Below are 25,947 nucleotides of genomic sequence, written 5' to 3' on the forward strand. Positions count from 1 at the left end.
ACAAAAAACGTTGCGCCGCCGATGATTACTCGTGGAGACCGCCGACCTCTTCGTAGAACGACGACTGGAGCCGTTCGGCCATCCCCTCATCGGGGTCGATGCGCACGTCGACCACCGTGGGAACGTCGGCCGCCGTCGCCGCGGCGAGTTCCTCATCGAGGTTTGCGGGCGAACGGATGCGGGTTCCCTCCGCCCCGAACCCCGCGGCGACCGTGAGGAAATCCGTGTCGTGGAACTCCACGCCCGGAATCGACGCGTCCATCTGGCGGACCATCCCGAGACTCGTGTCGTTGAGCACGACGAACGTCGGCGCGACGCCGTACTCCACTGCGGTCTCGACGCAGGTCATCGTCATCGCGAAGCCACCGTCGCCCGCAACGGCGAGTACGTCCCTGTCGGTGGTGATGGCCGCCGAGACGGCGGCGGGACCGGCCCAGCCCATTCCGCCGACGCCGCCGCTGCCGAAGTAGGTGCGCCGGGCGGGCGTCTGGAGGTAGTTGAGCAACCAAAACCGGTTGTTACCCGAGTCGGCGGTCACGAGCGTGTCTTCGTCCACAATTCCGTCGATTGCGGCGACCGCACGCTGGGGCAGAATGGGTTCGGCATCCGAGTCGCATTCGGGGACGTGGAACGACTCGCGTGCCTCCCGGGCGCGCTCGTGTGCCCAGTCGTTGCCCGGTGTGACCGCCTCGGCGGCTTGGTCGAGCGCGCTCAAACTCTGCTTCGCGTCGCCGATGAGTCCCACATCGGCGGGATAGACCCAGCCCGCGTTGCGGGTGTCGACGTCGGCGTGGAGGATGGTCTGCTCGTCGGGTCGGATGAACGATTCGGCCCCCCAGTTGGTATCCATCGGGTTCAGACGACAGCCCACGACGAGCAGCGTGTCGGCCTCGCTCACGGCCCGGTTCGCCCCCTCGTGGCCGAACGAGCCGATGACGCCCGCCGCGAGGTCGTGCGTTTCGGCGATGGCCGACTTGCCGAGATAGGAGGTCGTCACCACGGTCTCAAATGTGTCGGCGACGGCTTCGAGTTCGTCGTACGCTCCCGCGGCGTGGACGCCGTTGCCCGCGATAATCACCGGCCGCTCGGCCGCGGCGAGGTGTGCGGCTGCGCGCTCGATGTCGTCGTCAGTCGGGCGCGATTCCCAGTTTTTGACCTGTGTCTCGGGCGACCAGAGCGCGGGCGGACCCTCGTCGGAAACCTCGGCGGTGACGGCATCGCCGTCGAGAATCACCGCCGTGGGTCCGGGGCGGCCGGCAGTGGCGTGTTTGAACGCGAGTTGGGTGGTTCTGAGGGTCTCCTTTGCCGTCCGCGGGAACCACCACTCCTTGGTGATACCATCCAAAATCTTCGGCAGCGCGAATCCCCCGTAGTCACCACGGGCCTGCTGGTAGGGCGCAAGCGTCGAGTATTCGCCGCGTTCGGAGGCCTCGGTGAGCACCACCATCGGCGAGGAACCCAATCTGGCTTCCATCTGGCCGATGGCACCGATGGAGCCGATCCACGGTCCCTGACCGGTGAGCACACCCGGTTTGCGATGGAGTCGGCCGTAGATCTCGGCCATCACGCTCGCCTCGCGCTCGTCGCGCGGGCGAACGACCTCGATGTCCGATGTGGCGAGCGCTTCGAGGAGTTCGATGGCTCGCCCGCCGGGATAGCCGAAGAGGTATTCGACGTCGAGCCGTTCGAGCGTCCGAACGAGTTCTGCGGTGACGTTTGTCATGGGTGTGGTCGATGGAATGACCGCACGCGCCGAGCGACCGTGGTGCTTCGCCGTCGAGCGGATTCGCCCGGTTCGTGTGTCGGTATGGCAGTCCCCGGCCGGTGACTTCGTTCTTCTGATGTCGGCTAGGTAGCTGATCAATGCGCGGATAGGGCGTTCGTACCGGCTATTTTCGTAGTGTCATAAACAGCCGCTGATCAATCTCGGATCAACATCTCGGAACCGGGCAGTCAAGGTATGAAATAAACGCCCGCTGAACAGTGCCGCTGCTCACAAGCCGGCGGTCATTCGGGCATTGAGGATAGAGACATTCTCTTCAACGAGCTCTGCTTCTTAAAAGCATCAACCTGCAACACCTCGTGATCACGGGCAGATCCGACAGTATCGTTCATCGGCACTCATCCACCCCTTGTGGATGCGAGTCGTCTGAGAGGCTGGACAGCTGAGAAATCGCCTCTTGCGGATAATATCGTGCTTTACAGGAAGGACATTCGGCGACAGTAATGTAGCTACGCGGGATGGTCGACACCGGAAGCTCGCACGTGGGGACGATGTGTTCATCAAGCTCTGCTCCACAGTCCGAGCAGGGGAGGTCTGTTTCATTCATCATGGGTATGTAGCGGTCCGTGCCCAGCCCCGTCAGGGATACCCAGCGTCCACCAAAACGGGTCGGCATCCGGCACGGCGCATCTCAGAGCAGTGCCATCGGAGGACGCCCCCGCTCTGGTGGCGAACCGATGGGCAAACGAAGAAAGGACGGACGAAGCCCGAGTACACGGCCTTTTCGGGTGGGATCGATAAATCGATTTCGCTACTCGACATCTAAATTTCCCAATATCCTGTCAAATGGGGGTTGGCAGGAAATGAGTGGTCAATCAATCGAATTGAAATACATCTGGTCATACGGTAAATAATCCATAAATCTAATCCCTAGTATATATAGGATAGAGTATATTTAAACACTGTTATTGACAAATATATAAATAATCTGTAGGAGACGTGAACTCATCGTTTACCAGCGACCTCAAATTCACAACGCTTAAACGAAAAAAGCTGCAAAACTCTTGTGTTCAGCGTTCCCTAATCAGAAGTCTTTCCCCAGTGTTGGACCTGCGATGGGTTGATGGGTAGCCTGATGAGGCCATATGGCTGAGGGCAAGGAGCAGAAACCCATGGCATCGTCGTTGTCTGGCCTGCCATGGATGCTTCTTCTAATGTTTTAATCAGGGGGGGGGGACTGTAGTCGCGGTATCTGTTCGCAATCTAAATTTCTGATTCGGTCGTGCATGAGAAATTCACCTAGCCGACCTCTGCTCCGCCGGTCGGCATCGCTGACGGCCCGGACGGCATCGTTTTGGTCGACGGTCGCCGACACACGGACGATGATGGCGACGACGCACGCGCTAGCCGGCGTGGCACTCGCCGCACTCGTCGCCTCCGAGCAGGCGGGCGTGGCGCTTCCAGCGGGGTTCGTCGGCGGGTTGTTCCCCGACCTCGACCTCTATGTCGGCCACCGGAAGACGCTGCATTTCCCCGTTTACTACTGGCCGCTCGCTCTCGCCGGGGGTGTGCTTGTGGCGATTGGGACCGGACCGGCGACCGTCGGTCTCGCGTGCTTTCTGCTCGCGGCGGCGCTACACTCGACGATGGACGCCTTCGGCGGCGGTCTCGAACTCCGACCGTGGGAGGCGACTTCCGAGCGGGCGGTGTACAACCACTATACGGGCCGCTGGCACCGCCCACGGCGGTAGGTGCGCTATGACGGCGCGCCAGAGGACGCCCTGCTCGGGGCGCTGTTTTCCCTCCCGGCGCTTCTCGTCGCGGGCACCGCGATGCGCTGGCTGGTCGGGGCGGCGCTCTGTCTCTCGGTCGCCTACGCGCTCGTCCGTCGGCGCGTTCCCGAGGTCACCGAGCGTTTGGTCGGGTTCGTGCCCGCCGAGGTGGGGCCGAATACGTCCCCGAGCGGTTCGTCGAGGGCTGACCGCATCCCGCCGACGGCCGACCGCCGCTTTTTATCACTCGCCGTCGAATGGAGGGGGAAGCCATGTACGAGACCATCCTCGTTCCGACCGACGGCAGCGCCGGGGCAAGAGGGGCCGCACGCCACGGACTGGCGCTCGCCGATGCCTTCGGGGGTCGCGTGCGCTTTCTGAGCGTCGTCGACGAAGCGAACAGCAGCGGTCTCGTCGACCTCGACTCGCTGACCGACCGGAAGACGGTACTCGACGAGGAGGCGACCGACGCGCTCGACGCGCTCGCAGCCGAGGCTGACGTACCCTACGAGACGGCAGTCGAGCACGGCACGGTCCACGAGACCATTCTCGACGACGCCGCCGCACACGATGTCGACCTCATCGCGATGGGTACCCACGGCCGCACGGGTCTCCAGCGGGTGCTCATCGGCAGCGTGACCGAACGTGTCGGCCGGACGAGCGACGTTCCCGTCTTTACGACGCGGCGCGAACCGGACGGCGACCCCTCCTACGGCGACGTGCTGATTCCCACCGATGGTAGCGACGCCGCGAACGCCGCCGTCGAACACGGGCTGGCCATCGCCGAGCGCTACGGCGGCACCGTCCACGCGCTGTCGGTCGTCGATCTGAGTTCGCTCGTTGGTTCCTACGACGCCGGTCCCGGCATCTCGACGGTGCTCGATGCGTGGTCCGACGACTGCGAGCGCGCCGTTGGGACTGTGGCCGAGGCGGCCGAGACCCGCGACGTCGAGGTCGTTACCGATGTCGTGCAGGGGACGCCCTACCGCGCCATCACCGACTACGTCGACGAGGCGGGCATCGACCTCGTCACGATGGGTACCCACGGCCGCACGGGCGTCGAGCGCTACCTCGTCGGCAGCGTGACCGAACGCGTCGTCAGAACCGGCGACGCGCCCGTACTCACGGTTCGGCAGGCCCGAGAGTGACCGTCTGAATCCCCATTTCCTCCCCTCCCTCCACCGTTCTCGAAACCCGCTGGAGCCGATGCGGGCCTCACTGCCGCACTACATGTTCTAGCTTAAGCCGAGACGACGAGTGGAAGCATGGTTGTGTTCAAAACCGATCCTCATGAGATAGAGGATAGAACTATCCTTCTCGGGTGAAACCTCATCGCATGCCCGATTCAACCAAACAGGCCGATACGGAGAAGCGTTCACCGGAGAACGCCTTCGCGCTGCTCGGAAACGAAAACCGCATCAGAATCATTCAGGCATTTAACGAGGCCAGCGAGGAATCACTCTCTTTTTCGACACTACGGAGCTACGCCAACGTGGATGATAGCGGCCAGTTCAACTATCACCTCAATCAACTCGTCGGTAGCTTCGTACGTCATACCGAAGACAGCAAGTACGAATTGACCTACGCCGGTCGACGGGTCATTGGGGCTATCTTTTCGGGAACGTTCAACCAACGCGGAGCATCGCTCTCGTTCGAACTTGACTCGATCTGCTCTGTTTGCGGGTCGACACTAGTGGCAGAATACAAGCACGAGCGTGTTACTATCAGCTGCCCCGCCTGCAATCAGGTGATTTCGACGTTTGGTTTCCCACCCGGTGCGTTCGTGAACCGTTCCCGCGATGAACTCGTCCACGCATTCCATAGTCGGATTCGGTCATATTCCGTGTCAGCATTTGGAGGACTCTGTCCAAACTGTGCTGGCCGCATGTGTGGTTCGATAATTGACGATTCCGAGTATTTCTACGAAGGACAGGAGGTTGGTATCGAATATCGTTGTGAGCGGTGTACCGAGAGCTCCGTATCCTCGATTGGCATTTATCTTCTCTCACACCCGGCCGTCTACGCCTTCCACCACAACCACGGTATCGATCTCGGCGAAACGCCGCTCTGGGAGCTTCCGTGGCTGCGTGAGGAGAACCTGATAGTTCTCTCACGGAACCCGTGGCGCATCGAAACGACCCTCGAACTCGATGGGGACTCCCTCGAAATAGTGGTCGATGAAGACCTCTCCGTCTCGCCCGTCTAATCTGTCTTACAGAAATGGGCTTCGGGTAGGCAGCTTACAGAAATGGCGTTCTGCTAACTATTATCTCTCGATGTCTCCTTCTCTCTTCGATGCGAGCACTCTTCGGAAACGTGGCGTTCAGGCGACTCTTCGCTGGACGGATAATTACGAACGCGGGTGACAGTCTCTACTACATCGCCGCGATGTGGCTCGCGTACGACCTCAGTGGTTCGGCGATCTATACTGGACTCGCGGGATTTCTAACTCTCGTTCCACAAGCGTTGCAGTTTCTCACGGGACCATTCGTCGACCGTTGGGATCTTCGACGACTTCTCGTCGCTACGCAGGTGCTTCAGGGCGTGTTCGTACTCATCATTCCGTTCGCCGCATGGAAAGGGTGGCTATCGGTAGAACTCGTACTGATCGTGATGCCGGTCGTTGCAATGCTCAACCAGTTCGTCTATCCAGCACAGAGTGCTGCTCTGCCCAGAATCGTTGACGACGAGGAACTGGTCGATGCGAATTCGGCGTTTTCGTTCGCCTATCAGGGCGTGGATACGGCATTCTCATCGCTTGGTGGAATCCTCGTCGCGCTCGTGGGTGCAGTTTCATTGTATCTGATTGATTCAGTGACGTTCGCTGTGACAGCACTCGTCTTCGCCACGACGAGAATCCCTGCTGTCGAGGACAGCGAGACCGAGGAGAGTACGGATCAGGTTGCGTCGGCACTCTCGAACTATGTGGGGAATCTCCGCGAGGGAATCGAATATACACGCGGGACGATCTTTGTATCGATGCTCGTCCCGCCACTAGTTGTCAATTTCGCCATCGGTGCGACGATGGCCACGCTTCCCGCGTTCGCCTCGCTTCGTGGTGGTGCGAGAACGTACGGAATACTACTCGCTGCGATAACTGCTGGCCTCTTGCTCGGCGCGCTCAGTGCCTCACTACTGAAACGGGTCTCAGTACAGCGTCTGATGGCCATCGGGTTTCTCCTGAGTGGCATCACGTGGCTGGGGGCGATCTATGTTCAGTGGCTCCCCGCGACGGCGCTGCTGTTCTGTCTCGCGTGGACCCCAATCGGGGCAACGAACGTCGTTTTCATGTCGTTGATTCAGACATATGTTCCCGAGAAGCTACTGGGACGTGTGACTTCGGTCATCATCAGCGGCTCTGCGATGGCGGAACCACTTGGCTCGCTGCTCGGCGGGGTAGCAGGGGAGAGGGTCGGGAGTACCGCCGTCATCGCTGTGACTGGTATCGGCTTTCTGTTTGTGACGCTGTATTGGGTCATTCATCCGGTGTTACGCCATCTCCCTGCCATCGAAAAGATCGAGCCTACAGAGTACGGTCTGAAGCGAGTGTAGGCACGGTCGAAAATGGTGTACCGGCCTCCGACTGGAGTAATCGAACGCCGGCTTGTGCAGGCCTTGCCCGGAAACGGTGACAAGAACTACCTCGCACGACCGCACTCGGTAAGCAGTGGCGGAAATTCCACGCAGCCACTCTATGCGGGCACTCACGCTTGGGTTCGCCGTAGGGGAAGATCGCTCAATTGAGGCGCTCCGCCAGAGCTAGCTCCAGTTCGTCAGTGGAGAATTCAGCCGGACATATGCCTTATTTCACTGAGGCGACGGCAGAGAAATTTGCTTGATGATCGCGCTGGAGAACAGCGTGCTCTGCTGTGTGGTGTATATTTGACCGTCGCAGCACCCCGTCGAACTCAGGTTAGGACTCTCCGAGTGTCTACCGTGCCGACTCACCTCTTTGAACTAGAACGTATGCTACCACACGAAACACGATTCAAACAGCTGGTAACAGCGCCGAGAGAGCGTCGAACGGTTCGTACACAGCGGTCCTCGGCGTTCATTCGCCGCTCGTCGCCCCGATACGTGGGTCGAGCGTCCGGCGAAGACCGGGTGTGAGGTGTTGTCTTGAACCAGTCACAAGAACTATCGCAATCATTCACGAACGAATAGACCAACAGCAATATAATAGCCCAACTGCCTAGCTATCGATGAGATGATTGCATTCGATTCGATAGCAGGTGGTGTGGTTCTCCGGCCGTGCTGTAGCGACCGTTCGACCGAGCGGCGGTGTCGATGAGTCAGCGACTGCTCGCGGCCGCGTTCGTCGCGCTCGGCACGCTCTGGGGGAGTTCGTTCGTCGCCATCGACATCGGGCTGCCCTATTTTCCGCCGCTGCAGTTCGCCGGCCTACGATTTCTGTTCGCCGGCGTGGTGGTTCTCGGCTACGCATGGCGGACAACGTCGCGCTGGCGACCACGCGCCCCTCGGGAATGGGCGCTCGCGGGCGTCGCGGGGGCCTTCCTCATCGGCGGCCATCACGCCTTCCTCTATCTGGGCCAACAGCACGTCAGCGGTGCCGTCGCGGCCATCGTCGTCAGCCTCGGTCCCGTCCTGACGGCGCTGTTCGCCGTCGCCATCCTCGATACGCATCTCTCGGCAATGGACGGTCTCGGGTTCGGGTTCGGCCTTCTCGGGGTGATGCTGGTCGCCCAACCCGGCATCGCCGAGGGGAGCACGTTGCCCCTTGGCGACCGGCTCGCGGCCCTCGACCCGGGCGCGTTGCTGGCCGGCGACATGACGGGCATCGTGTTGGTCTTCTTCGCGGCCGCGGCGTTCGCCCTCGGCGGCGTGCTGACGCGTACCATCGAGACCATGCTGCCGATGCGCACGGTACAGGCGTGGGCGATGCTCATCGGGGCGGCGCTGCTCCTCCTCGCCGGGAGCGCACGCGGCGAGTCGCTCGCGGCGATTCGGTGGACGCCGACGGCGAGCCTCTCGCTTGCCTATCTCGGTCTCGTCCCCGGTGCCGGTGCCTTTCTCATCTACTTCACGCTACTCGACCGGCTCGGCCCGGCGCAGGTCAACCTCATCGGCTACCTCGAACCCGCTGCCGCGACGGTGCTGTCGTGGCTCGTCCTCGGCCAGCTCATCGACCCGCTGACGGCGCTCGGGTTCGCCGCCATCGTCGCCGGGTTCGTCTGCATCCAGCGGCGCTCGCTGGCCACCCTCCTCGCGCGGCGGTTGTTGCCCGCATCGGGTTGAGAGACAATCGAAACCGGAGCGTTCAATGGCTCATCCCTGAGTAGGACAACTATGCCTTCGGAGGACCTCGCCGACGCCCTCACCCACGTGAGCCACCGCTTCGACCTCGGCGAGTACGAGACCGATGCGTATCTGGCCGTGCTCGAACACGGCCGGCTGACCGCGGCGAAGGTCGCCGACCGGACCGATATCCCGCAACCGCGCGTCTACGATACCGTTCGGAATCTCGAAGAGCGCGGGCTGGTCGAACTCCGCGAGTCACGCCCCATCGAGGTGCTCGCGGTCGACCCCGAGACGGCCTTCGAGGACGTCCACGCCTCGCTCGACGCGCTCGTCGCCGGTCTCAAGACCCGCTATACCGCGCCGGCGCGCGACACCACGGCGGCCGCGCTGGTCAAATCGCGCACCACCGTCCTCCGCCACCTCGAAACGGTCATCGAGGAGGCCGAGTACGAACTCATCATCTCGCTGACGCCCACACTCGTCGAACGGTTCGAGGATTCCCTCGCCGCCCGCCGCGAGGCCGGCGTCACGACCGAACTCCTCCTCACGCCCGCCGCCGACGCCCCGCCGGCCAACGAGTACGACTATTCGACTGTGGCCACCGCCGTCCGCGCCCGCCGCGGCATCACCACTCCCGTGCTCGCCGTCGCCGACGGCACCCACGCGGTCTACGCGACACAGGACGCCCTCACCGCCGACAGCGAGCGCTACGGCGTCGTCTTCAATCGCTCGGAACTCGGCTTCCTCGTGTCGGGCTTCTTCGAGACGCTGCTCTGGACGACCGCCGACGTGCTCCTCGACGACGGCGATGGGCGAGCGTTTCCACGGCGCTACGCCTCGATGCGGCGGTGTACGGCAGACCTCGCCGAAAGCGAGGGCGAGTTCGCGGCCATCGTCGAGGGCCGGGACGTCGAAACCGGCGAGCACCGGTCGGTGCAGGGGGCGGTCGTCGACGTCAGCACCGACCCGACCAATCGGACGGCGACCATCACCGTCGAGACCGACATGGATGAGGTCGTCGTCGGCGGACAGGTCGCCGCCTTCGAGGACGTCGAGGCCCACGAGCTACGCATCGAGCGCCGCTAATCGGCAGCCTCGACCAGCGCCGCTTCGAGGAGTTCGAGCGGGTGGCGAATATCGTAGCCGGTGCCGTGTTCCATCTGCATCGCGCAGGTCGGACACTCGGTCATCCCCGTCTCGCCGGCGGCCGCTTCCATGTGTTCGAACATCTCCGCGCCGATTGCCATCGAGTAGTCGTATTTCTCTGCCTTCCAGCCGTAGGTCCCCGAGATGCCCGAACAGGAGTCGCCGACGTCCTCAATGGTGACGCCGTCGAGGTCGCCGAACAGCTCGACGGCCTGCGTGTCGAGTCCCTGATTGCGGGCGTGACATGGCGCGTGGTAGGCGAATTCGTCATCGACGGACGCCCCGTCGAGCGCACCCTCCACGTCCTCGTGCAGGCGGAGGTACTCGACGCCCTCGTAGGTGTGGGCGGCCACGTCCTCGATGCCGTCGAGGGCGAACAGTTCGGGGTACTCCTGGCCGAGCGCCATCGAACAGGAGGTACAGGAGGCGACGACGTCGGCCCCGCTTTCGATTGCGTCGGCGAGATTTGCGACGTTGGTCACGGCATGGCGACGTGCATCGCCGAGCATCCCGTTGGCGAACATCGGCGTCCCCGAACACTTCTGCGACGGGACGAGAACCTCGTAGCCGAAGTTCTCGTATACTCTGACCATCGCCTTCCCGACCTCGGGCGTGTTGAAGTTCGAGTAACAGCCGTGGAAGTACGCCACCCGCTTGTCGGGATTTTCGACCCGTGCGCCGCCGCGTGCGGCCCACCACTCCCGAAAGGTCTGGTCGGCGAATGCCGGAAACTCGCGCTCGCCCGTCACACCCATCGTCTGCTCCATTGCCCAACGCGCCGGCCCGAAGTTCATGACGACATTCGCGACCCTCGGCGCGTGGGAGGCGAGCCACGCCGACGTGTGGTAGTTGGCGAGCACACGGTTTCTCAATCGTTCGATGAGTCCCTCGTGACCCTCCCGGACAATCGAGAGCGCCTCGCGCGGGTTGCCGTCGGCGAGTGCCGAGAGCGCCTCCCGGCCGAACCGCTGGCTCTCGACATATTCGCCGCGGGCGGTGTTGTGCATCTGACTCAGCGGCACCGAGGAGGGGCAGGCATCGTCACAGCGCATGCAGTTCGAACACGACGTAATCGAATCGTCGATATCGTGCCCTTCCTTGCGCTTGAGCCGCCACTGTTCGGGTCCCTGAAATTTCGGGCCGGGGAACTCGTCGTCCACTTCGGCGACCGGGCAGGACGTATCACACGTCGAACACTTGTAGCAGTCGTCCGCGCCCGGACGGAGGTCCATTGCGGTCGTCTCGAACACATCCACCGGCTCGAACTCGTCGTGGGTTGGTGCATCACTCATGCTGTATCACTGGTTCGCCGCTTCGCCCGCCGCACGGCCGGCCGCGTGACCGGTCGCGAGCGAGATGCCGCTGCCCGATTTCTCCGCCGCGAAGTCCGCACCGCCGATGACACCCCCGGCAGCACGGAGGTTGTCGTACTCGACGGTCCCATCACCATCGAGCGGCCGCAAGTCGTCGTCCACCATGAGGCCGAAGCGGGCGAAGGAGTGCTCGCCGAAGGCTTCCTCGGCGAACCACGCGTAGCGGTCGCCGGGATGGCGGACGTGACAGTCGAAGACCGGCTCGACGACCCGCTCTCGATTCGAGTCGATGCCTTTGCCGACCAGTCCACCAGTAGCGAGCACGAACTCGTCGGCGTGGAAGGGCACTCGTCGACCGTTGCGGTCGGTCGACGCGCTTCGGATTCGTCCGTCGTCCGCGTCGAACGCCACGACGGGGTTGCCGGTCGTCCGGCGGACACCCGCCTCGTCGAGCGCTCCTCGGAACAGCGCTTCGAGCCGGAGTCCGAGCAGGCTCGGCGGTCCCATCGGCACCTCGAAAACGTCGGTTTCGAGATACGATTCGAGCGCGTTCCGGACCTCCCGTGGCCCATCCTCGCCGAGCACCGCCGGAAACCCGACTCGCTCCGCAGCCCCGAGGTGGGGTTCGACCGCTCGCGTGAGCGCGCGCCGCACCGGTGTCGGACCGGTCGGCGTTTCGACGGTCTCGTCATCGTCGAGCGCGCGGGCGAAGCGCGTCACGCGCGAGTCGGCCCGGAAATCGCCCGGGAACTCGACGGTGACGCCCCGCGTCGCTCCGGGAACGCCGGCGGCGTCGAGGTGGTCGGCCGCGAGCGGCGCGTCGAAGGCGGTCAGCGTCTCGAAACCTACCAACAACGTTTCGCGCGAATCGCTCGCCACTCCCGCAGCCACGCTCGCCGGGTAGCGCGCGGTCGGCTTCACGGTGCCACCGTGGGTCGGCACGAGCGCGTTCGTGTCGGTGTGTGCCCCTCGATAGGCGTCGCCGGTCACGTCGTCGAACAGGGAAAGCCCCGCTCGCACGGCATCGCTGCCGACACGCCGGTAGGGGTGACTGTCGGGGAGCGCCGCGAGCGCGTCGAACGGCTCGGCGAGGAGTTCGCCGTCGGCGTAGCCCAGCACATCGACGAGACCACTCGCGTGCCGGAGCGTGCTCTTTTTGTGGGAAAGTAGCCGCACCCGCGCGCCCTCGCGGGCCGCTCGAAGCGCGGCCGTCATGCCCGCGAGACCGCCGCCAATGACACAGACGTCGTCCTCAATCGCCACGCTCGTCCTCCTCGTTGCCGGTTTCGTCGTGCGCACCAGCACGGCCGCCATCGGCCGTCGCTTCCGGCGTGGGCGGACCCGCATCGAAACGGTCGTACTCGATTTCTTCTCCCGACGCCGCCGGGTCGCGGTCGCGGTTCATCGTGGTCGCATGTAGCGCGTGAGTGAGCATCGCCTGTGAGAGCTGTTCGCCCCAGAGCGCGTGGCGCTGGCCCTTCCAGCGCTCCTCGTACAGTTCGTCGAGGGCGGTTCTCGTCGTCGCCTCGTCGTACTCGGGGTGGAGCAACGCGGCCATCCGATGGGCGCAAAAGCCACCCTGACAGTTACCCATCGAGGCACGGGTGCGGATGCGCGTCGCATTCAGATCGGTGCCCGCATCCGTGATTGCGTGGTCGAGTTCCGCGCGCGTGACCGCCTCGCACGTACAAATGACGGGGTTGGGGCCGTCGGTCTTCAGTACGTCGTCGGCCATGCTTCCCAGCCGTTCGGTGCTCCGGCGGCCGACCGGCGAGCGCAGCCCGAACTCCTCCATGTAGTCCCGAAGCACCGAGAAATCCTCGCTCCCTGGAAGGGGTTGCTCGGCGGTACGACAGCTCCCCTCGATGCCGAGTTTCTCACAGACGTGGTTCGTTATCCCCTCGGCCATCAGCCGATAGGTGGTGAGCTTGCCACCCACGATGGACGTCATCCCCTCCAAACTGTCGCGCTCTGCGTGGTCGAGCAGGAAGAACTGCCGCGTGATGTCCGTCGGGTCGGTGGTCCCGGTGTCGGGCGGTTCGTAGAGCGGGCGCACGCCCCAAAACGAGCGGAGGGTGCGGGCCTCCGTGAGGATGGGAACGAGTTCCGAGAGGGTGTCTATCATCGCGTCGACCTCCCACTGCTCCTCGGGGTAGTCGTCGGGGTCCTCGACCTCCTCGTCGGTCGTGCCAAGGATGCAGGCCGTCTCGTGGGGGACGACGATGTCGGCGTCGCCCTTCGGCCGACAGCGGTTGACGACGGTATCGACCTGTCGGGTGTTCATCACCGTCATCACGCCCTTCGAGGGGCGAACCTCGACCTCGACGCCCGCCATCGCCCCTAACTGTCCGGCCCACGCGCCCGTCGCGTTCACCACGTGCTCGGCGGTGATGCGCTCGGTCGCGCCCGGTTCGTGGTGTGAGCGCTTGCCGGGACCGCTCTCGTGGTGCACCTCGACCCCGGTCACGCGGCCGTCATCGACGAGCACGTCCGTGACCTCGGCGTGGGTCTCGATGCGCGCGCCGTGTGCCTCGGCGTCGGCGGCGTTGGCCACACAGAGGCGGAAGGGGTCGATGGCCCCGTCGGGCACGCGGATGGCGCGCTCGACGTCGCGCGTGAGATACGGCTCCATCTCGCGTGCTTCCTCGCCGGTGAGCACCTCGGCGGGGATTCCACACGCCCGACAGCCCGCGAGTTTCTCCTCGAAGTACTCGTCGGCGTCGCCGGGGAGTTGGACGAACAGTCCGCCGGTCATCTCGACGCAGTGGCTCGCGATCTCCCGGAGAACCCGGTTCTCGGCGATGCACTCGGCGGCGCTTTCCTGGTCGGAGACGGCATACCGCCCGCCGCTGTGGAGCAGCCCGTGCATCCGGCCCGTCGTCCCGTGGGTGAGGTTGCCACGCTCGACCAGCGTGGCGTCGACGCCGCGCAGCGCGAGGTCACGGACGATGCCACAACCCGTCGAGCCGCCACCCACGACCACCACGTCCGTGTCGCTGCCCATGGCGAACGCTATACTGGCTGGCACATCACTCTATCGCCGAGGGCGTGCTCGGAGAGAGGGTTCGGCCGCGGCAACTGCCGCACGCACCGAGGACATATCGAATCGGGTTCGTTTCTCCCCGTCCGGAACAATTATGTTCTCGTTGCAGAATATACAGGAGGAGTGGATGCCCGGCGCGAGTCGCGCGGTATTCACCGTAGAACTACTATGTCAGAAATCGAAACATACGTCGGTGCCATCGACCAGGGCACCACCGGCACGCGGTTTATGGTGTTCGACCACGGCGGCGGGGTCGTCGCCAGCGCCTACGAGAAACACGAACAGTACTACCCCGAACCGGGCTGGGTCGAGCACGACCCGACGGAAATCTGGGAGAACACGAAGTCGGTCATCGCCGATGCGCTCGACAGCGCCGGCATCGACGCGACCCAGCTCGATGCCATCGGCGTCACCAACCAGCGCGAGACGACGCTGTTCTGGGACGCCGACACCCGCCGGCCGCTGATGCGTGCGGTCGTCTGGCAGGACCGCCGGACCACCGACCGCATCGAGGCCCTCGAAGCGAACGGCAAGGCCGAATCGATTCAGGCGAAGACCGGTCTCGAACCCGATGCGTACTTCTCGGCGACGAAGGCCGAGTGGATTCTCGACAACGCCGACCCCATCAAACTCCAGCGCTCGCGTCCACAGGACGTCCGCGAGCGCGCCGCCGACGGCGAGGTCCGTTTCGGTACCATCGACTCGTGGCTCATCGCAAACCTCACGGGTAATCACATCACGGACGTGACGAACGCCTCCCGGACCATGCTCTTCAACATCCACGAGATGGACTGGGACGACGACCTCTTGAAGGAGTTTCAGGTACCGCGTGCGGCACTCCCCGAAGTGCGTCCGTCGAGCGACGAGGAGCTATACGGAACGACCGATGCTGATGGGTTCCTCGGTGCCGAGGTGCCGGTCGCGGGTGCGCTCGGCGACCAGCAGGCCGCGCTCTTCGGGCAGACGTGTTTCGACCCCGGCGACGCGAAGAACACCTACGGAACGGGTTCGTTCTTCCTGCTCAACACCGGCGAGGAGGCTGTCGAGAGCGACCACGGACTGCTCACCACCATTGGCTTCCAGCGCTCGGGGGAACCGGTCCAATACGCCCTCGAAGGGTCGATCTTCGTCACGGGCGCGGCCATCGAGTGGCTCGAAGACGTCGAACTGCTGGAGGACGCGATGGAATCGGAATCCGTCGCTCGAAGCGTCGATTCGACGGATGGCGTCTATCTCGTACCCGCCTTCACGGGACTCGGCGCTCCCCACTGGGACGGGCGCGCACGCGGGACCATCGTCGGGATGACCCGCGGCACCAGACGCGAACACATCGTCCGTGCGGCGCTCGAATCCATCGCCTTCCAGACCCGTGACGTCGCCGAGGCGATGGCAGCCGATGCCGACATCGACATCAGTAGTCTGAAAGTCGACGGCGGTGCGGTGAAGAACAACTTCCTCTGTCAGCTGCAGGCGAACATCGTCGGCACCGACATCGTGCGCCCGGTGGTCGACGAGACCACGGCGCTTGGCTCTGCCTACGCCGCCGGTCTCGCCGTCGGCTACTGGGACGACCCCGACGAACTGCGCGACAACTGGCAGGTCGACCGCGAGTTCACGCCCGACGGGAGTACCGACGTCGACGGCCGCTACGAGCGCTGGAGCGAGGCCGTCGAGCGCTCGCGCGACTGGGCGCGGGAGGCCTGAGATGCACGCACTGCTCCAGATTCCGGTCATCGGACTCGGTATCGAGGAGTTCGCCCTGTTGGCGATTGCCGCCCTCGCGGGCGGCGCGTTCGGGGCGGCCCTCGGCGCGCTGCCGGCCTTCGTCTTCACTGGCTTCGCCGTCTTCCTCGGTGAGGGACTCGCCATCCTTGAGGGCAATCTCACGGGAGCCGGCGGTATCGAAGGCACCATCGCCACCGGCGTGACGGGCACCATCGGTTTCGGGATGGTCTTCGGCCCGCACATCTCCTTTGCGGCCGGCGTGGCCGCCTCGGCGTACGCCGGCAAGAAGTATCCCGACATGGAGCCTGATGGGTGGGACTACCACCCGGGAAAGGTCATCACGGAGGCCTACGGGACGAAACCCGACATCCTCGCGGTCGGGGCGGTCTTCGGTCTCGTGGGAATGCTCATCAACCAACTCGCGAGCGGCATCGGGTTTCCGACCGACGGCATCGCGCTGTCGGTGGTCCTGACGGCGCTGCTCGCCCGGCTCGCCTTCGGCTACCCGCTGGTCGGTTCGCCGGCCGGCTCCTCGCTGTTCGACATGTCGCCGTTCGAGCGCGAGGAACAGCGCGCGGTGGCCGACGGCGGCACCGAGAGCATGCGGCTGGCGACCGAACCGTGGCTCGGCCACCAGTACAAGTGGTCCGGCGTCGCGGCCATCGGCGTCGTCGGTGGAATCCTCGGTGGGTACATCTGGATCGAGACCGGCAGCGTGTTCCTCGGCTACGCCTTCTCGGCGATGAGCCTCCTGTTTTTGAATCTCGGCGTCGCGAAGATTCCCGTCACCCACCACATCACGCTGTTGGGGTCGGTCGGTGCCATCGTTGCCACTGAGATGGTCGGCGGACCGGTCGTCGCCATCCTCGGAGCCGCTCTCTTCGGCGGTCTCACTGGAGTCATCGGCGAGGCGACCCAGCGCGTCTTCTACTCGCATTCGGGCACGCACGTCGACCCACCGGCGATGGCCATCGCGGTCGCGATGTTCGTCGTCGGCGTGCTCTACCTCGCCGGACTCGTCCCGACCTCGGGCTACCTCGGACTATAACACCATGTCACACACACCAGAACAACCCGAACTGTACGTCTGTACTGACTGCCAGAGCGTGTATGCCGGAACCGTCTCGGGCGGTCCGACCGACCACCGGTACGACGCGCCCGACGAATGTACCGCCTGTGGAAGCACCGAGTTCGTCGAGATGGAGGACTATCCCCACTTCGGCTGACGAACGTGCGCTTTAGGGCATACCGTGCCGATACGCACCCTCGGATGCTGGTCGGCGCTGCTCCCAGTGTTAATTCAGCACGTAGTAAATCTTTTAGCCGGGGAGCACCATGTGACTGTATGACCACCGCAGTGACGACACACGACGGGGACCCGTACATCGGTGGTGAGTGGACGGGCGGCGAGGGGACGATTGACGTGACCGACCTCGCCGACGGCGGCGTGTTCGCCCGGGTGAGCGCCGCGAGCGCAGGGCAGGCAGAGAACGCCCTCGACGCGGCGGCGGGCGCACAGAAAGACCTGCGCGCGAGCACGATACCCGAACGCGTCGCGTGGCTCGAAGCCATCGCTGCGGGCCTGCGCGAGCGCAAGGCCGAACTCGCCGACGTCATCGTGCGTGAAGCGGGCAAACCCATATCGAGCGCCCGCAGCGAGGTCGAGTCGGCCGCCGAGCGCTTCGAGCGCGCCGTCGAGGAGGCGCGCGGTCTCACCGGCGAGTACCGACCGGGAACCACGGCGGGCCACGAGGGCTGGCAGTCGGTGACGAAACCCGAACCCGTCGGTACTGTCCTGTGCATCACGCCGTACAACTACCCGCTCTCGACGACGGCGCTACAGGTCGCGCCCGCGCTCGCGGCCGGCAACGCGATAGTGTTGAAACCCGCGAGCAAGACGCCCGTGAGCGCCGCGATTCTCGCCGACATCGTCGCTGACACCGACGTTCCCGACGGCGGATTCAACTTCGTGCCGGGCCGCGCGAGCGAAGTCGGCGACGTGCTCGCCGGCTCCGATACCATCGATGCTATCGCCATGACCGGTTCGTCGAGTGCGGGCGAACACGTCGCCCGCGAGAGCGGCATGGTGAACCTCCTGCTGGAACTCGGCGGCAACGCCCCCGCCGTCGTCTTCGCCGATGCCGACCTCGACGCCGCGGCCGCCGCCTGCACCAAGGGGTCGCTCAAGTACGCCGGCCAGCGTTGCTCGGCCGTCTCGCGCGTGCTCGCCCACGAGGGAGTTCACGACGAACTGGTTGAGCGTCTCGACGACGCGATGGACGAATGGCGGGTCGGCGACCTCTTCGACCCCAACACTGCCCTCGGACCACTTATCTCCGAGGACCAAGCCGAGTGGGTCGAGGAACTCGTCGCGGACGCGCTCGACAGGGGAGCCGAACTCGTTCGCGGCGGCGAGCGCGAGGGGCGGGTCTTCGAGCCAACGCTGCTCGCGAACGTTCCCCGCGACGCGCGCATCGTCCACGAGGAGCAGTTCGGTCCCGTCGTCGCGGTCACGAGGGTCGAAAACGCCGACGACGCCGTGTCGCTGGCGAACGAGAGCGACCTCGCGCTCGATGGCTGTGTCTTCACCGCCGACCACGACCGCGCGATGGGCGTGGCCGAACGTCTCGATGCCGGTGCGGTCCGCATCAACGGCGCGCCATCCCATGGTCTGGGCGACGTTCCCTTCGGCGGGAACGGGAAATCAGGCATCAACCGGGAGGGTATCGGCGTGAGCATCGAGCAGTTCGTCCGCCGGAAGACCATCGTGCTCTGAGCACTCGAACCGCACAACCGATCTACGCAGCCAACGCATCGGTACCGAATCGCCCGACGGCACTTCTGCGTCGCGACGACGATACGAACCGAAGCAGCAGTGGCCACCACGCTGACTCACGGATCACCGTGATGAAAAGATATATTATAACACGGTAGTAACACCGAGTTGCATGACGGACGAACCCTTCGACCAGTTCAGCGACGTCGGCGAAGCGGACGTAACGCGCGCAATCGGCCAGGAGTGGACCGAGGAGTTCATGGACTTCTCGGACTCCGATGTCATCATCGTCGGCGGCGGGCCATCGGGGCTGATGGCCGCCAAAGAACTCGGCGAGCGCGGCGTGAAAACGATGGTCGTCGAGAAGAACAACTATCTGGGAGGTGGCTTTTGGCTCGGTGGCTTCCTGATGAACAAGGTCACCGTCAGGGACCCCGCCCAGTCGGTGCTCGACGAACTCGACGTCGATTACAAGCGCTCGCAGGACAGCGAGGGATTGTACGTCGCCAACGGTCCGGAGGCGTGTTCCGGCCTCATCAAGGCGGCCTGTGACGCGGGCGCGAAAATGCAGAACATGACCGAGTTCACGGACATCGTCATCCGCGAGGACCACCGCGTGGGCGGCATCGTCATGAACTGGACGCCCGTCCACGCGCTGCCCCGCGAGATCACCTGCGTCGACCCCATCGCCATCGAGGGCACACTGGTCATCGACGCGACCGGCCACGACGCGATGGCCGTCTCGAAACTCCAAGAGCGCGGCGTGCTCGACGCGCCCGGCATCGCCGACGCCGCCGAAAGTGCGACCGGGATGGACGGGACCGGTAACGACTCGTATGGTGCGCCCGGCCACGATTCGCCGGGCCACGACTCGATGTGGGTCGGCCAGAGCGAGGACGCGGTCGTCGAACACACTGGCCTCGTCCATCCCGGTCTCATCGTGACGGGAATGGCGACCGCCACGACGTACGGTCTGCCGCGGATGGGACCGACCTTCGGTGCAATGTTGCTGTCGGGCAAGCGCGCCGCACAGGCCGCCATCGACGAGCTCGGCGTCGAGACCGACCCCGTCGAGATGACCGCGCACACACCGGCCGACGACTGAGGGCCGCAACAGGAACGGAGCAATGGAAAGCATCGGTATCGTCAGCCGTTAGGCGTGTCGACCGCCGCGACTGCTGCTCCGGCCATCGCCAATTGCGCGTAGCTACGGACTATCGCCGACTCGACGGATGTGCTATCGAGAAACGAGGGTGTAGAACCCTTAGTCGAGGCATACGATGGTTTCACCGACACACATTTCACGCGAGCCGCCCTCCCCAGCATACCACTCATGAATATCTCCGGTACGTACCTCGTGACGCAGGCGAGTCACTCGCGCGGCCGTTCGACGGGGGAAATTGCGGCGAGTGCCATCGACGCCGGGGTGGGGACCGTCCAACTGCGCGAAAAGCACACGAGCGTCCGCGAGCGCTACGACCTCGCAACGGACCTCCGCGAGCGGACGCGGGCGGCCGGCGTCACCTTCATCGTCAACGACCGGGTCGACCTCGCGGTCGCCGTCGACGCCGACGGGGTTCATCTGGGCGACGACGACCTCCCTATCGCCGCTGCCCGCGAACTGCTCGGCCCGGAGGGGTGTATCGGCCGCTCGGTCTCCACAGTTTCGGGGGCACGGGCCGCCGAGCGCGCCGGAGCGGACTATCTGGGCGTCGGTGCGGTCTTCGCCACCACCTCGAAGGACGTCTCGCCGGACGAATCCGCAATCGGCGTCGAAACGGTCGCCGAGGTCGCCGACGCCGTCGACATTCCCATCGTCGGCATCGGCGGCATCACACCCGACAACGCCGGCGAGGTCGTCGCCGCCGGGGCGGACGGCGTCGCGGTCATCTCCGCCATCACCGCCGCCGACGACGCGGGGGCGGCGACGCGACGGCTTACCGCGAGCATCGAGGAGGGTGCCCAATGAGCGCGCTCGACGGACTCGACCTCGCCGACGGCTTGGCTGCGGTCGCCGACACCCAACCTCTCGTGAACGCGCTCACCAACGACGTGACGGTCAACGACGTGGCGAACGTCGCCCTCCACTGGGGCGGGCTGCCCGTGATGTCCGACGACGAGCGCGAGGTCGGCGAGATGGTCGCGGCCGCGGACGCCTGCCTGCTCAACATGGGGACGGTGAGCGAGCGCGGCGAGAGCGCGATGGTGGCCGCCGGCGAGGCCGCAAACGAGGCGGGAACGCCCGTCGTGGTCGACCCGGTGGGCGTCGGCTCGACATCGACACGGAATCGCGTTGCCGAGCGCCTGACCACCGACATCGACGTGAGCATCGTCAGCGGGAACTACGGCGAAGTCTCGGCGCTGGCGGGAGCGGACGCGACCGTTCGCGGCGTCGAATCGGTCGGCGAGTACGGAGACATCGCCGAGACTGCCATCACCTGTGCACGCGCAACCGACAGCGTCGTCGTCGCCTCCGGCGCTGTCGATATCGTTGCGACCGACGACACGGCGTTCGAGGTGCATGGCGGCGACGAGTTACTCGGCGAGGTCGTCGGGACTGGCTGCATGCTCGGGATGACGCTCGCGGTGTTCACGGCCGTATTCGACGACGAGCGAGCGGCGCTCGCCGGCACGCTCGCGTTCGGACTGGCCGGCGAGGCAGCTGCCGCCGGCGACTTCGGCGAATACGCCGGTCCCGCGAGCTACCGGACGTGTTTCCACGATGCCGTCGCCGGTCTCGATGACGTCTCGCTCGCCACGCCGGCCGACCGCATCGAACCGGTCGTGCAGGGCGACCGATAGGGACGACTCCGACGAACGAGCGGATACTTCCGTCTCGATGCCTGTTGACAATGCCATCGGGAGGCCATCGGCGATATCGACGGAAACGTACGTTCGCTGCGATAAGAACTATCAAACACCCCGACGGAGTATCGCTCGTGGCTGAGTTCATCACTCCGCCGGCCGTCGAACCCGGCGATCAGGTCGCCGTGCTCGCGCCGGCATCGAACGCTCCCGCATCCGCTCGGTTCGTCTACGAACTCGGTCTCGAACGGATGCGCGAGACCTTCGACCTCGAACCGGTCGAGTATCCGACCGCGACCGCCGACCCGGAGTGGCTCGCTGACAACCCCGAAGCGCGTGCCGAGGACGTCATGGACGCTTTCCGCGACCCCGACATTGCGGCCGTAATCGCCAACATCGGCGGCCACGACCAGATCACGGTGCTCCCGCACCTCGACGGCGATGTCCTCCGCGAGCACCCGACGCGGTTCTACGGCTACTCGGACAACACACATCTGGCCCTGTTCCTCTGGAATCTGGGCATCGTCTCGTACTACGGCGGGTCGACGCTGCTCGAATACGCGATGGACGGCGCGCTGTTCGACTACACCGAGGAGTACCTCGGTCGCGCGCTCTTCGATGACTCCATCGGCGAGTGGGAAGAGGCCGAGGTGTTCACCGACGAGTCCGGGGACTGGGAAAATCCCGATTCGGTCGACACCACACGTGACATCGAACCCGCCGATGGTCGTCTCTGGCGTGGCGGCGACGGGACCGTTTCGGGGCGAATCTGGGGCGGCTGCTATGAAGTCCTTGTCGAGCAGTTCCTCGCCGACCGCTACCTGCCCGGCCTCGACGCGCTCGACGGCGCTGTCCTCGCCGTCGAGACGAGCGAGCTGATTCCCGACCCGGCCGTCGTCGGCGCGAACCTCCGGGCGCTCGGCGAGCGCGGTCTCCTCGAACGGTTCGACGGCGTTCTCGTCGGGCGCGCCGCCGCACGCTCACACGCCGAGGACAACCCGCCCGAATGGCGAACGAACTATCGAGAGCGCCAGCGCGACGCCATCACCGACGTCTTCGAGACGTACAACCCGGACGCACCCCTCGTCTTCGATTGCGAGTTCGGCCACACGTATCCGACGTGTCCGCTCCCCATCGGCGGCGAGGTCGAGATGGACCCCACAAGCGAATCGCTGCGGATTCGCTAAATCACAGTCATCGGCGGCAGCCGGTGTGGACGCCGTCGGGGCTACTGTCCGATAGTCAAGTCGCCGTCGAACGGAACGAGGGTGAAGAGACGGGCGATATCAGTCGGCGGTCTCGCCCGCCGTGTCGAGTTTCGCTTCGATCTTCTCGGCGGTTATCGGCAGATCGCTGACACGAACGCCGACGGCGTTGCGGATGGCGTTGCTCAGCGCCGGCGGCACGCCGTTGACCGGGATTTCGGCGACGGACTTCGCGCCGAACGGTCCCGTCGGCTCGTGGGTCTCGACGATTATCGACTCCAGGGGCGGCTGGTCGTCGGCCGTCGGCATCCCGTAGTCCCGGAAGCCGAGGGTCTCTGGCGTGCCGTCCTCGTCGAAGGAGAGGCCAGAGGAGACGGCGAGTTCGTAGCTCATGTGCAGCGCGCCCTCGATCTGTCCCTCGACGAGGGCCGGATTGATGGCCACGCCGCAGTCGACGGCGTAGACGAGGTCGTGTATCTCGAACTCGCCGGTGCGCTCGTCGACGGTCACGTCGACGAACTGTGCGCCAAAGGGCGGCGGCGATTCGTCGGTGCTGTGGCTCGCCTCGCCCATCACCTGCGCGCGCTCGTCGTCGCCGTAGATCGAGCCGTAGCCGACTTCCTCCAGCGTGACCGACTCGCCGGTGCGCTCGGCGTGGACCGCTCCGTCGCGCGTTTCGAGCGTCTCTGCTGGCTCGTCGAGCATCTTCGCGGCGAACTCCACCAACTGTGTGCGTGCCTTCTCGGCGGCTTTCTTCACCGCCTGACCGGTGACGTACGTCGTCGAGGAGGCGTAGGCACCGTAATCGAACGGCGAGACGTCCGTGTCCGAGGGCTGGACGAGCACGTCCTCGGGCGGAGCCCCGAGCACCTCGGCGGCTATTTGCGCCATCGCGGTGTCAGCACCCGGACCGATGTCGACGGCACCGGTCTGAAGGATAAAGGAACCGTCCTCGTTCATCTTGATGTGTGCCCCGCCGAGCTCGTCGCCGGCGACGCCGCTTTTCTGGGCGGTGAGCGCGACGCCACAGGCCCGGTGGAGATGCTCCTCGTCTGGCTGTTCGGTTTCGTCCCAGCCGATGGCCGCCTTCCCGCGGGCGATACACTCGTCGAGCCCACACGAGCGAATCCGGCGGGTGTGCTCGCCGCCCGAGAGCACTCCCGAGGCCGTGTCGATGTCGCCCTCCTCGATGCGGTTGCGCGAGCGGAGTTCGAGCGGACGCATCCCGAGTTCGTGGGCGACCTCGTCCATGTGGCCTTCGAGCGCGAAGTGGCCCTGTGGCGCGCCGTAGCCGCGAATCGCACCCGCAACGGGGAGGTTCGTGTGGACCGCCGTCGCCGAAAAGCGGATGTTCGGCGCGTGCGTGTACAGCGGCAGCGGCTTCGACCCGACCGAACTGCCGACCGTCATCCCGTGTGGTCCGTACGCCCCGGAGTTCGTCACCGCCGACATGTCGAGCGCCTCGATGTCGCCCTCGTCGGTGACGACGCTGCGCATACGGACGCGAGCGGGCCGGCGCGAGCGCAGCGCGTAGAACTGCTCGCGGCGGGTCGTTTCGAGTTTGACCGGACGGCCGGTGGTCTCCATCAACGCGACCGTGATCGGCTCGATGAGCATCGACTGCTTGGCACCGAAGCCGGCACCGATGCGGGGCTTGCTCACCCGGATGTCCCGAACCGGCACGTCGAACAGATGTGCGAGCTGCCGGCGCGTGTGGTAGGGCACCTGTGTGCTCGTGATGAGGTGATAGCGGTCGTCCTCGTCGCGGTGGGCGATGGTCGCGTGCGGTTCGGGCACGCAGTGAGACTGGTAGGGCAGTTCCCACTCGGTCTCGGTCACGACCCGGTCGTCGCTGTCGGCCGCCGCCTCGAACGCCACGTCGACGTCGCCGATCTCGCCCTCGATGTGCGATTCGATGTTGCGCTCGTAGTCCGCACCGGGCTGATGGTTCTCGATGTCGTCGGGGTCGTGAATCTGCGGTGCGTCGGGGTCGGTCGCCGTCGCGGTGTCGAAGACCGCCTCCTCTTCTTCGTAGCTGACGTCGATGGCCCGCGTCGCGCGGTCGGCGGTGTCGGCGTCGACGGCGGCGACGGCGGCTATCGGGTCGCCGACGTAGTGTACCTTCTCCCGGAGCACGTGCAGGTCCCACGGACTCGGCTCGGGATAGGACTGGCCAGCGGAGGTGTACGGTCCCTCGGGGACCTCCTCGGAGTCGGGCGTGATGACGGCATACACACCCTCGATCTCCTCGGCGTCGCTCGTGTCGATGTCGGTCACGCGGCCGTGGGCGATGTCCGAGCGCAGGACCGATGCCTCGGCGAGGTCCGGGAACTGGCGCGCGTAGTCGGCGGTGTATTTCGATTCCCCGGTGACGATCTTGCGCGCGTCGTCCTTCTCTGCGCGCTCGGAAATCGTCTGGCGTTCGCTCGCCGGCTTGCGGTTGTTCGGCGCTTCCTCGACCTCCATCGGGTGTTCGTGCTCGGCCGCGGCGACGCCGCGCTCGCCGCTGTCGGGTTCGTCGGGTTTGCTCATCGCTCACCCCCGCAACCACAGTCCGAACACGAGCCATCGACTGGCCGGCCGCCGTCGGCGGCGACCGCACCGCCGTCCATCCGCTCGGCCGCGTCCTCGACGGCGTCGAGTATCTTCTCGTAACCGGTACAGCGACAGAGGTTGTCGCCGAGTGCCGTGCGAATCTCCTCCCTGTCGGGGTCGGGGTTGTCCGCGAGGAAATCCCGCGAGCGCATGATCATACCGGGGATGCAGAAGCCACACTGGAGGGCGGCGTTGTCGACGAACGCCGACTGCACCGGGTGGAGGTCCCCTTGGGTACCGAGGCTCTCGATGGTCTCGACGGTCGCGCCGTCGATGGTTCCCACAGGTTTGATACAGGACATCGCCGACTCGCCGTCGACCGTGACGGTACAGAACCCACAGTTGCCCGTATCACAGCCGCGCTTCGCGCCGGTATAGCCGTTCTTTCTGAGGACGTCGAGCAGCGAATCCGAGCGCTCGGTCTCGAAGGTCCGTTCCTCGCCGTTGAGCGTGAGGTCGATTTCTACTGTCATGGTCGTTTATGTCGTTTGTGCCGCCGTTTCGGCGGCGTCCCCATCGTGAGGACGTCTGACTGTGGTGTGGTTTCGATACACATAATCGTTGTGCCCAAACGTTTATGAACCA

At 65.0% G+C, this 25,947-nt stretch carries 21 protein-coding genes; 15 read left to right on the top strand and 6 right to left on the bottom strand.

The window, feature by feature from the left end:
* Positions 1-25: 25 nt before the first annotated feature.
* Positions 26-1,723 carry a thiamine pyrophosphate-binding protein gene (locus ACQUQO_RS05030; RefSeq protein WP_435076860.1) on the bottom strand — a complete coding sequence of 566 codons (1,698 nt, stop codon included), beginning with the start codon at positions 1,721-1,723 and terminating at the stop codon, positions 26-28.
* A 1,385-nt stretch (positions 1,724-3,108) separates the two neighbouring features.
* On the opposite strand from ACQUQO_RS05030, the gene ACQUQO_RS05035 reads away from it, so the two are divergent.
* The 7 genes from ACQUQO_RS05035 (at position 3,109) to trmB (ending at position 9,840) form a co-directional block, all read left to right on the top strand.
* Positions 3,109-3,474: a hypothetical protein gene (locus ACQUQO_RS05035; RefSeq protein WP_435076861.1), complete on the top strand. Its 366-nt coding sequence runs from the start codon at positions 3,109-3,111 to the stop codon at positions 3,472-3,474.
* Positions 3,475-3,876 (top strand): hypothetical protein, encoded by a 402-nt coding sequence (locus tag ACQUQO_RS05040; RefSeq protein WP_435076862.1) that lies wholly within the window; start codon positions 3,475-3,477, stop codon positions 3,874-3,876.
* Positions 3,768-4,643, top strand: a complete 876-nt coding sequence (locus ACQUQO_RS05045; RefSeq protein WP_435076863.1) for a universal stress protein — start codon at positions 3,768-3,770, stop codon at positions 4,641-4,643. Before ACQUQO_RS05040 ends, ACQUQO_RS05045 begins: the two co-directional genes overlap by 109 nt.
* A 188-nt stretch (positions 4,644-4,831) precedes the next feature.
* A complete protein-coding gene (locus ACQUQO_RS05050) occupies positions 4,832-5,701 on the top strand; it encodes a DUF7351 domain-containing protein (RefSeq protein WP_435076864.1) in 870 nt (289 codons plus the stop codon).
* An 89-nt stretch (positions 5,702-5,790) separates the two neighbouring features.
* Positions 5,791-7,047 carry an MFS transporter gene (locus ACQUQO_RS05055; RefSeq protein WP_435076865.1) on the top strand — a complete coding sequence of 419 codons (1,257 nt, stop codon included), beginning with the start codon at positions 5,791-5,793 and terminating at the stop codon, positions 7,045-7,047.
* A gap of 735 nt (positions 7,048-7,782) precedes the next feature.
* Positions 7,783-8,751 carry a DMT family transporter gene (locus ACQUQO_RS05060; protein ID WP_435076866.1) on the top strand — a complete coding sequence of 323 codons (969 nt, stop codon included), beginning with the start codon at positions 7,783-7,785 and terminating at the stop codon, positions 8,749-8,751.
* 51 nt (positions 8,752-8,802) lie between these two features.
* The gene (trmB, locus tag ACQUQO_RS05065; protein WP_435076867.1) at positions 8,803-9,840 is read left to right on the top strand and encodes an HTH-type sugar sensing transcriptional regulator TrmB; all 1,038 of its coding nucleotides are present in this window, start codon (positions 8,803-8,805) and stop codon (positions 9,838-9,840) included.
* Here trmB and ACQUQO_RS05070 read toward each other — a convergent pair.
* The 3 genes from ACQUQO_RS05070 to glpA are packed head-to-tail and all read right to left on the bottom strand — an operon-like array spanning position 9,837 to position 14,217.
* Entirely contained in the window at positions 9,837-11,192 is a 1,356-nt protein-coding gene (locus ACQUQO_RS05070) for an anaerobic glycerol-3-phosphate dehydrogenase subunit C (protein WP_435076868.1), read from the bottom strand. The genes trmB and ACQUQO_RS05070 overlap by 4 nt on opposite strands.
* Before the next feature lie 6 nt (positions 11,193-11,198).
* On the bottom strand, positions 11,199-12,476 hold the full coding sequence (gene glpB / locus ACQUQO_RS05075) for a glycerol-3-phosphate dehydrogenase subunit GlpB (RefSeq protein WP_435076869.1): 1,278 nt from the start codon (positions 12,474-12,476) through the stop codon (positions 11,199-11,201).
* Positions 12,466-14,217, bottom strand: a complete 1,752-nt coding sequence (gene glpA, locus ACQUQO_RS05080; protein ID WP_435076870.1) for an anaerobic glycerol-3-phosphate dehydrogenase subunit GlpA — start codon at positions 14,215-14,217, stop codon at positions 12,466-12,468. The genes glpB and glpA overlap by 11 nt, the downstream gene beginning before the upstream one ends.
* A gap of 207 nt (positions 14,218-14,424) precedes the next feature.
* Here glpA and glpK point away from each other — a divergent pair, with 207 nt between their 5' ends.
* The 8 genes from glpK (at position 14,425) to ACQUQO_RS05120 (ending at position 22,749) form a co-directional block, all read left to right on the top strand.
* Entirely contained in the window at positions 14,425-15,960 is a 1,536-nt protein-coding gene (gene glpK, locus ACQUQO_RS05085) for a glycerol kinase GlpK (RefSeq protein WP_435076871.1), read from the top strand.
* A 1-nt stretch (position 15,961) separates the two neighbouring features.
* Positions 15,962-17,029, top strand: a complete 1,068-nt coding sequence (locus tag ACQUQO_RS05090) for a hypothetical protein (RefSeq protein ID WP_435076872.1) — start codon at positions 15,962-15,964, stop codon at positions 17,027-17,029.
* Between the two features lie 4 nt (positions 17,030-17,033).
* Complete coding sequence (locus tag ACQUQO_RS05095; protein ID WP_435076873.1) at positions 17,034-17,207, top strand: hypothetical protein; 174 nt, start codon at positions 17,034-17,036, stop codon at positions 17,205-17,207.
* A 119-nt stretch (positions 17,208-17,326) separates the two neighbouring features.
* Positions 17,327-18,757, top strand: coding sequence for an aldehyde dehydrogenase family protein (locus ACQUQO_RS05100; RefSeq protein ID WP_435076874.1), 1,431 nt, complete (start codon positions 17,327-17,329; stop codon positions 18,755-18,757).
* A 172-nt stretch (positions 18,758-18,929) separates the two neighbouring features.
* Positions 18,930-19,862, top strand: coding sequence for a sulfide-dependent adenosine diphosphate thiazole synthase (locus ACQUQO_RS05105; RefSeq protein WP_435076875.1), 933 nt, complete (start codon positions 18,930-18,932; stop codon positions 19,860-19,862).
* A 228-nt stretch (positions 19,863-20,090) separates the two neighbouring features.
* Positions 20,091-20,726, top strand: a complete 636-nt coding sequence (gene thiE, locus ACQUQO_RS05110; protein WP_435076876.1) for a thiamine phosphate synthase — start codon at positions 20,091-20,093, stop codon at positions 20,724-20,726.
* Positions 20,723-21,559 carry a hydroxyethylthiazole kinase gene (thiM, locus tag ACQUQO_RS05115; protein ID WP_435076877.1) on the top strand — a complete coding sequence of 279 codons (837 nt, stop codon included), beginning with the start codon at positions 20,723-20,725 and terminating at the stop codon, positions 21,557-21,559. The genes thiE and thiM overlap by 4 nt, the downstream gene beginning before the upstream one ends.
* Positions 21,560-21,696: 137 nt before the next feature.
* Positions 21,697-22,749 carry a S66 family peptidase gene (locus ACQUQO_RS05120; RefSeq protein ID WP_435076878.1) on the top strand — a complete coding sequence of 351 codons (1,053 nt, stop codon included), beginning with the start codon at positions 21,697-21,699 and terminating at the stop codon, positions 22,747-22,749.
* A gap of 99 nt (positions 22,750-22,848) precedes the next feature.
* Here the strand turns inward: ACQUQO_RS05120 and ACQUQO_RS05125 are convergent, their stop codons facing one another.
* Positions 22,849-25,299: a xanthine dehydrogenase family protein molybdopterin-binding subunit gene (locus tag ACQUQO_RS05125; RefSeq protein ID WP_435076879.1), complete on the bottom strand. Its 2,451-nt coding sequence runs from the start codon at positions 25,297-25,299 to the stop codon at positions 22,849-22,851.
* The gene (locus tag ACQUQO_RS05130; RefSeq protein ID WP_435076880.1) at positions 25,296-25,835 is read right to left on the bottom strand and encodes a (2Fe-2S)-binding protein; all 540 of its coding nucleotides are present in this window, start codon (positions 25,833-25,835) and stop codon (positions 25,296-25,298) included. The genes ACQUQO_RS05125 and ACQUQO_RS05130 overlap by 4 nt, the downstream gene beginning before the upstream one ends.
* Positions 25,836-25,947: the final 112 nt, after the last annotated feature.

It is taken from the genome of Halococcus sp. AFM35 (assembly GCF_051195015.1).
Lineage (GTDB): Archaea > Halobacteriota > Halobacteria > Halobacteriales > Halococcaceae > Halococcus.

Bases quoted from the DNA above. Each gene is read 5' to 3' on its own strand.
- ACQUQO_RS05105 (WP_435076875.1), top strand. From the start codon at position 18,930: ATGACGGACGAACCCTTCGACCAGTTCAGCGACGTCGGCGAAGCGGAC.
- ACQUQO_RS05070 (WP_435076868.1), bottom strand. From the start codon at position 11,192: ATGAGTGATGCACCAACCCACGACGAGTTCGAGCCGGTGGATGTGTTC.
- ACQUQO_RS05125 (WP_435076879.1), bottom strand. From the start codon at position 25,299: ATGAGCAAACCCGACGAACCCGACAGCGGCGAGCGCGGCGTCGCCGCG.
- ACQUQO_RS05055 (WP_435076865.1), top strand. From the start codon at position 5,791: ATGCGAGCACTCTTCGGAAACGTGGCGTTCAGGCGACTCTTCGCTGGA.
- ACQUQO_RS05100 (WP_435076874.1), top strand. From the start codon at position 17,327: ATGACCACCGCAGTGACGACACACGACGGGGACCCGTACATCGGTGGT.
- thiE (WP_435076876.1), top strand. From the start codon at position 20,091: ATGAATATCTCCGGTACGTACCTCGTGACGCAGGCGAGTCACTCGCGC.
- trmB (WP_435076867.1), top strand. From the start codon at position 8,803: ATGCCTTCGGAGGACCTCGCCGACGCCCTCACCCACGTGAGCCACCGC.
- ACQUQO_RS05060 (WP_435076866.1), top strand. From the start codon at position 7,783: ATGAGTCAGCGACTGCTCGCGGCCGCGTTCGTCGCGCTCGGCACGCTC.
- ACQUQO_RS05030 (WP_435076860.1), bottom strand. From the start codon at position 1,723: ATGACAAACGTCACCGCAGAACTCGTTCGGACGCTCGAACGGCTCGAC.
- ACQUQO_RS05050 (WP_435076864.1), top strand. From the start codon at position 4,832: ATGCCCGATTCAACCAAACAGGCCGATACGGAGAAGCGTTCACCGGAG.
- ACQUQO_RS05035 (WP_435076861.1), top strand. From the start codon at position 3,109: ATGGCGACGACGCACGCGCTAGCCGGCGTGGCACTCGCCGCACTCGTC.
- glpA (WP_435076870.1), bottom strand. From the start codon at position 14,217: ATGGGCAGCGACACGGACGTGGTGGTCGTGGGTGGCGGCTCGACGGGT.
- ACQUQO_RS05130 (WP_435076880.1), bottom strand. From the start codon at position 25,835: ATGACAGTAGAAATCGACCTCACGCTCAACGGCGAGGAACGGACCTTC.
- glpK (WP_435076871.1), top strand. From the start codon at position 14,425: ATGTCAGAAATCGAAACATACGTCGGTGCCATCGACCAGGGCACCACC.
- ACQUQO_RS05045 (WP_435076863.1), top strand. From the start codon at position 3,768: ATGTACGAGACCATCCTCGTTCCGACCGACGGCAGCGCCGGGGCAAGA.
- thiM (WP_435076877.1), top strand. From the start codon at position 20,723: ATGAGCGCGCTCGACGGACTCGACCTCGCCGACGGCTTGGCTGCGGTC.
- ACQUQO_RS05090 (WP_435076872.1), top strand. From the start codon at position 15,962: ATGCACGCACTGCTCCAGATTCCGGTCATCGGACTCGGTATCGAGGAG.
- ACQUQO_RS05095 (WP_435076873.1), top strand. From the start codon at position 17,034: ATGTCACACACACCAGAACAACCCGAACTGTACGTCTGTACTGACTGC.